Source organism: Caldimonas mangrovi, assembly GCF_023721835.1.
In the GTDB taxonomy this organism is placed as follows: Bacteria; Pseudomonadota; Gammaproteobacteria; order Burkholderiales; family Burkholderiaceae_C; genus Caldimonas; species Caldimonas mangrovi.
In genome coordinates, this window is record NZ_JAMKFE010000033.1 from 1 (window position 1) to 5,687 (window position 5,687).

Here is a 5,687-nt window from a genome sequence, read left to right on the forward strand (position 1 = left end):
GAGCCCATCGGCTACATCCCGCCAGCCGAGGCTGAGGCAAACTACTGGCGGCATCTCGCCAATCAGGCCTCCATGGCGGAGCCCTGACTTAAACCAATCGGCCTCCGCGAAACACGGGGCGATTCATACCGCACGAGCTCGCCGCAGGTGCCGGGGCAGAAGCGGTCTATCGCTTCGTAGAGTTCATTGGCGAACACCCTACCTGGCTTTTGCAGGTTCAAGAGCGCCCATCTAGTGACGAGGGCTCTTCGAGTAGGCGGCTTTTGTTGTCTGATGTTCGAGAAGCCTGCGCGATTGCACAGCTCGATCTTTGGCAGTCGCGACTTCTCTATGTCCTGCTGCCGATGCATCTCACCTCGAACGGAGCGCTGCAACTGACGAAGTGTGTTGCGATCCATCAATGTGATGAGCCCGACTCTGAGGACACTTGCTGGCGAATCGCAACTGAACACGATACGGTTCTGCACAGCTACTACGGCACGCCGCTAGGTCAGGAGACCAACCCAAGACTTCTTTGGCGATCGGAATTCGGCGCCACCTAAAGCCGGAGTGGCTTTCCGGCCCCGCCCCTCCTGGCGACGTTCCACCCCCTTTTGAAGGCCCACACCCCACGGCGGGTATCGCCCGCTCGCTGGCCTCGCCACACTGTCGACCATCAACTACACGAGGGAGTGAGCGATGGAAGGGAACGAGGGGTTCTGGCTGGCCGAGGTAACGGAAGTGCTGCAGCGGCGCGCGCCTGCGATGAGCGACGAGCTTGCGCTCGACACAGCTCACAACATCCTGGCAGCGTGGCCTAACGCTGAGCCCTGTGTGGCCGTGGCGAGCTTCTTCCACGGCATGCCGCTCGGCTTCCTGCGCTCGAAGGTCACGCCCGCGCCGCTGGTGCTGATCGACCCACGCGAAGTGGCGCACTCGAGCTGATCGGCACGGCCCGTAAGATGCACTGCATCTCGGCAGCAACCGCAATTCATGACGAGCCCGAAAAGCGCCAACACGGCCACCTACGTAGACGAACGCGATGGCAAGCGATGGGCACGGCAGATGATGGAGCACCTGCGGCATCGAGACGGCGAGGCGTCGCCGACGCGGCTCGCACAGATGCGCAGCTCGCGTCTATATCTGCGAGAGAAGGTCGAACGCATTGGGCCGGGGATGACCCGGGGCACGCGGGTCTGGTACGTCGGTGCCGCGCCGAAGGAGCACCAGCCAACTGCCAATGCCGACATGGAATTCATGGTGCCGGGACTGAGCATCTTCACGGTCGATTTCAATGCACGCGGCGACTACGTGCCCCGATCTGCCCGAGGCCTATGCGCAGTACAAATCAGCGTGCATGCCTTGGGTCGAGCCTTCGAGCGCTTGCGCACGAACGACCGCGAAGACGTGCGCCGCCTGCTGCTGGTGCCACTGTCGGAAGTGGCCGCACCGGAGAGCCTCGCGATCGAGCGCGAGTTTTCAACAGCGGCTGGCCGCTGCCCGGGGGTGTCTATGTACAGCAGGGGCAGCAACGGTGAAGACGGTTTGTTCTGGATGGTGAAGACGCTTCTGCCGCACAAGGATCACGCCCACGGCCCGGCCTGATCACTGCGCCCGCTTCGCCGCTCGCCAGTCCCGCGGCGGTACTGGCTCCGGATCGGCCCACAGGCCTAACCGCTCGCGCCGGGCGGCATTCTGCAGCGCGTACAGGTGGTTGTAGCTCTGCGCGTAACGGTCGAACACCCACGCCATACTGGCGCGCACCTGATGCTGGCCCGCATCCTCGACGCGGCATTCGACATCGGCCACTGTTCGCCCGTAGCGGCCACGAGAGTGCTCGGTGAATCGCCTGCAGCACACACCTCAAACGCTGCTCACAACGAGCAGCGATGCCTAGTCGTCGAGCACCCGCTCCAGGCTGGGTGCGGCCGTTCACGCCGCCCACTTCCGACCCCAAACGCGTGGATACACAGTGTGTATCCACGCGATACACTTACGTTGTGAAAGACGCCGGCATCCGCATCCGAGTCGAAAAGCATCTGCGTTCCGCGTTCACTGCAGCATGCGAAGCGGAGAACAAGCAGGCCTCCGGCGTTCTGCGTGAGTTCATGGAAGCGTTCGTGCTTCTGCATCAGGGCGGACAAGGCGACCTGTTCACAGCTCACCAAGACGAAGGCACCCGCCCAGTCGCGAAGCTTCACGCGCCGCCTAAATAAAGGGCCAGACATGGCACAAACGACAAAGCCCCGTGGCACTCAGCCCGCCAAGAACAAGGCCGAGCGGAAGACTGCCTCCACAGTCGAAGCGGCCGCGCCTCTTACCGTAGTCGATCTTTTCTGCGGCGCAGGCGGCCTTTCGGAAGGATTTCGGCAGGCCGGCTTCACCATCCTTGCAGGCTCGGACAACGACCCCGACGCAATGGCAACATATGCCGCCAACTTCCCCGGCGCGGCTGCAATCACCGGCGATATCCGCTCCCCAAACATCAAAGCGCAGATCCTTGACTACGCGCAGCACGCAAGCGTGCTTGTGGGCGGCCCTCCGTGCCAGGCGTTCTCCCAGGTTCGCAACCACACACGCATGATCGACGACCCGCGAAACTCCCTCTATCGCGAATTCGTCGACGTGCTGAAGCAGACTCTGCCCCCTGCGTTCGTCGTTGAGAACGTCACCGGCATGGATCAGATGGGAGTGCGTGAGCAGATCGCCACTGACCTTTCTCTAGACGGTGAGTACGAAGTGCTGCCTCAAGTGGCCGATGCGGCCGACTTCGGTGTGCCGCAGACCCGCAAGCGCCTTCTATTCGTCGGAGTGCGGCGCAACAGCCACCTTTGCCCTGTCGTGCTTACGGGAACTGATGCGACGCAGGCCGTCACACTCGCTCGCTTTAAGGGTCCGCGTCGGCCGCGATATCAAGTTGTGATTCAGGAACATATTCGCAGCCTGCGCACGGGCGAAGCTCTTATTGACACCAACGACGCATCCGTCGTCACTGCGTCCGACGCCCTAAGTGATCTCCTGGACCTTCCTGTTGGCAACCGACAGGACGTGATTCCATACGCCGAACTGCCCGAGGCCAAGACCGCCTACCAGCGCCTCATGAGGGAAGGAGCCGGCGCCGCACTAGCCAACGTACAAGTACCTCGACTAAACCCTGACACGAAGCTCCGGCTGCTCGGCATCCCACCCGGCGGAAACTACCGCGATCTGCGCGAGGGACTGACAGAGCGATACATCACCGGCCACCGCTGGGGCCAAGACAACGGCACCGGCAAGCTGTCCCGCAAACACTTCTATGCCTACCGTCGGCTGCATCCCGGCATCTGGGCCTGGACGCTTAACACCAAGGCCGACTCCGTTTACCACTTCGCAGTACCTCGCGCTTTGTCGGTTCGCGAGTTTGCACGGCTGCAGTCCTTTCCCGACCGATTCCTGTTCACGACCGATCCTCGTGCCGGAATGATCGATGGTCGCCACGACGGTGGTCCGGCACATTCGCGCTATCGCCAAGTCGGCAATGCGGTTCCCCCGCTACTCGCGCACGCGCTCGCTCTGGATCTAATCAAACAGCTGCGCGATGTGCAGCAGGCCCAGGAACAACGCCGCGCTTGAATCAACAAAGGTAAACGCGTGACCGAAGAGCATGCGCAAACAGCCGAGGCTGCCGCCGTCAAGTCCGCGTTTGGCGCGGAGAATCGTGCCCGGCTAATCGATCAGTATTTTGTGCGGCAAAGCAACGATAGCATCGTCGCTGAGCACGCATGGGCCCATGTCTACCGGCTGCTCTTGTGGGCAGATCAAACAACCGGGCTTGGCCATTGCTACGAGAGCGACAAGAGCCAACCTGGCAAGCGTTGGTACGCCCGGTCGCTCGCATTTCATGACTGGGTCTCCACCGCCCTCGGCACAACGCCCTCAGAACTTGCACAGAACATCGACTGGCTGTTCCTGCGCGCCGCTGAGGATCTAGCTGCCCATGTGATGCGCACCGCCAAGCAGGTCGCAGCAAAGGCTGAAGCACAGCGCGGCCCCTACGCCGGAAGAGGGTTTCCTCGGCCGGGCGAAGATCCCGAACTTGTAGCGCTCATAAAGGAAGAGCTCGGCACTCACCTAGGCACTGAACCATCGCAAGAAATCTGGGATCGACTCGTTCAGCGGGTTCGGCAATACCTTGCACTCGACAACAAGCGGAAGAACCTTGTCGGAGAGGGGTTCGAGGATGTCATCGCTCAGGTGCTGAAGCGCACCTGCCGACGCGACGACATTCAAATCCACACTCGCCGGGCACTACACGATCTCCCCGGCTTCAATCGGGTGCGTGCTGGTGACAAACCCAACAAGGTCGATGTCGCTGTTATTCGTCCGGAAGCCCGCACCCTCGTCACTGCCAAGTGGAGCGTCCGCGCTGATCGCGAAAAGCAGTTCATCACGGACTTCGCCGACTACGTAACGGCTGAGTCTGACCGCAAGCCGTTCGAATATGTCTTCGTTACCAATGAGTTTGATCCGGCGCGTCTCATGCGTGCCTGTGAGCAGCTGGTCGGCAACAGCCTGATGTTCAACCACGTCGTTCACATCAGCACTGAGGCCCTCAAGGCGACATACGGCCGCGCGCCTGATGGAAAAGACGATGCGGCGTCTATCCGGCGCGTACTGCAGCACATTGACGCCGGGCGGCTGATCAGTTTTGAAAAGTGGATCGCCAACATAAGCAAAGGCATGTAGGCAGACCACTATGGGTATTGGCCGAAGCGAAAATCAGCGCCGCATTCGCAGCAAGGACGCGCTGCCCGATTTCCGTCCGCCGGCTCGCGCGCCGACTGGCGGCATACAGGGCATCGCCTGCATCACGAGAATCTCAGCTCGGCGCGAGCCCCGTGTCGCTCCTGAGGGTGCCACGACTTGTGGCCGGAGAGTCCACCATCGCCGACCCAGTACTGATCGCCTAATGGCGGTCGTGCAAATTGACGCTCGCCGTATAGCCGGCTTCTAAGCTATTGGCTATTTCAAGGCCCACTTACTTTCGCCACACACAGCAAGGAGTGCATTCACACGCTTGATTCGTGTGAACCTCTCCTTTGTACGCGAGCTCATGCTTCTCTTGTACTCGTCACGTGTCTCATTCTTACCGCCATCACGAAGCGTTTGATAGAACTCATTGATGCGGTCTTTGTAGTCCACGACAGCTTTGCCGTGGTTTCGCAAAACCAACGCTAAGCTCCATAGACCATACAGATGGGAGACTCCACTCACCCTGCTTGCCTGGTAGTCGAGGTCAAGCGCGGATAAGTCGGCGCAAATTTCCTTCGAGCGCTGAAGAGCCTGCGCGAAATCGTCGTCCTTGTGCTCCTCATACAACTTGTCCAACGTTTCCTTACTGGAGTCGATCACTTGATCGAGATGAGCTGACAAGAGGCATTCTGAGCAGAACTCCTTGTCTTCCATCCTGGTGCGATCCGTGACGCTAAGCCTAGTCGTCATGTAGGCGTCTGCTAGAAGCTCCTCAACTGCCTTAAGAAGCCGGGTCGAGTGGTACTGCGCATTGCGAAGCTCCTGACCCTTCAGTGGTTCTCCGTTCCTATTAAGACGATCAAAGACATCTTCAATGAGGCCAACGTCCGTTGGATCGATGTACTCGACGGGAAGGTCATACTTCCAAAAGGCACTCTTGAACTCCGCCAAGTTCTCGTCCGAGCTTAGATCCTTGA

Annotated in this window: 6 protein-coding genes; 4 read left to right on the forward strand and 2 right to left on the reverse strand. The window is 60.3% G+C overall.

What is annotated here, in order from left to right:
• Positions 1 to 678: 678 nt before the first annotated feature.
• Together M8A51_RS25985 and M8A51_RS25990 are read left to right on the forward strand one after the other, a co-directional pair.
• Positions 679 to 924 carry a hypothetical protein gene (locus M8A51_RS25985; protein WP_251781526.1) on the forward strand — a complete coding sequence of 82 codons (246 nt, stop codon included), beginning with the start codon at positions 679 to 681 and terminating at the stop codon, positions 922 to 924.
• A 48-nt stretch (positions 925 to 972) separates the two neighbouring features.
• Complete coding sequence (locus M8A51_RS25990) at positions 973 to 1,584, forward strand: hypothetical protein (protein ID WP_251781528.1); 612 nt, start codon at positions 973 to 975, stop codon at positions 1,582 to 1,584.
• On the opposite strand, the gene M8A51_RS25995 is transcribed toward M8A51_RS25990, so the two are convergent.
• Positions 1,585 to 1,839: a thermonuclease family protein gene (locus M8A51_RS25995; protein WP_368408603.1), complete on the reverse strand. Its 255-nt coding sequence runs from the start codon at positions 1,837 to 1,839 to the stop codon at positions 1,585 to 1,587.
• Between the two features lie 240 nt (positions 1,840 to 2,079).
• Here M8A51_RS25995 and M8A51_RS26000 point away from each other — a divergent pair, with 240 nt between their 5' ends.
• On the forward strand, positions 2,080 to 3,591 hold the full coding sequence (locus tag M8A51_RS26000) for a DNA cytosine methyltransferase (protein ID WP_251781531.1): 1,512 nt from the start codon (positions 2,080 to 2,082) through the stop codon (positions 3,589 to 3,591).
• Between the two features lie 18 nt (positions 3,592 to 3,609).
• Entirely contained in the window at positions 3,610 to 4,704 is a 1,095-nt protein-coding gene (locus M8A51_RS26005) for a hypothetical protein (RefSeq protein WP_251781532.1), read from the forward strand.
• 276 nt (positions 4,705 to 4,980) lie between these two features.
• Here M8A51_RS26005 and M8A51_RS26010 read toward each other — a convergent pair.
• Positions 4,981 to 5,687, reverse strand: a 707-nt coding sequence (locus M8A51_RS26010) for a hypothetical protein (RefSeq protein WP_251781533.1), incomplete at its 5' end; no start/stop codon positions are given.

Excerpts from the sequence above, each read along its gene's own strand:
- M8A51_RS25990 (WP_251781528.1), top strand. The coding sequence starts at position 973 with ATGACGAGCCCGAAAAGCGCCAACACGGCCACCTACGTAGACGAACGC.
- M8A51_RS25985 (WP_251781526.1), top strand. The coding sequence starts at position 679 with ATGGAAGGGAACGAGGGGTTCTGGCTGGCCGAGGTAACGGAAGTGCTG.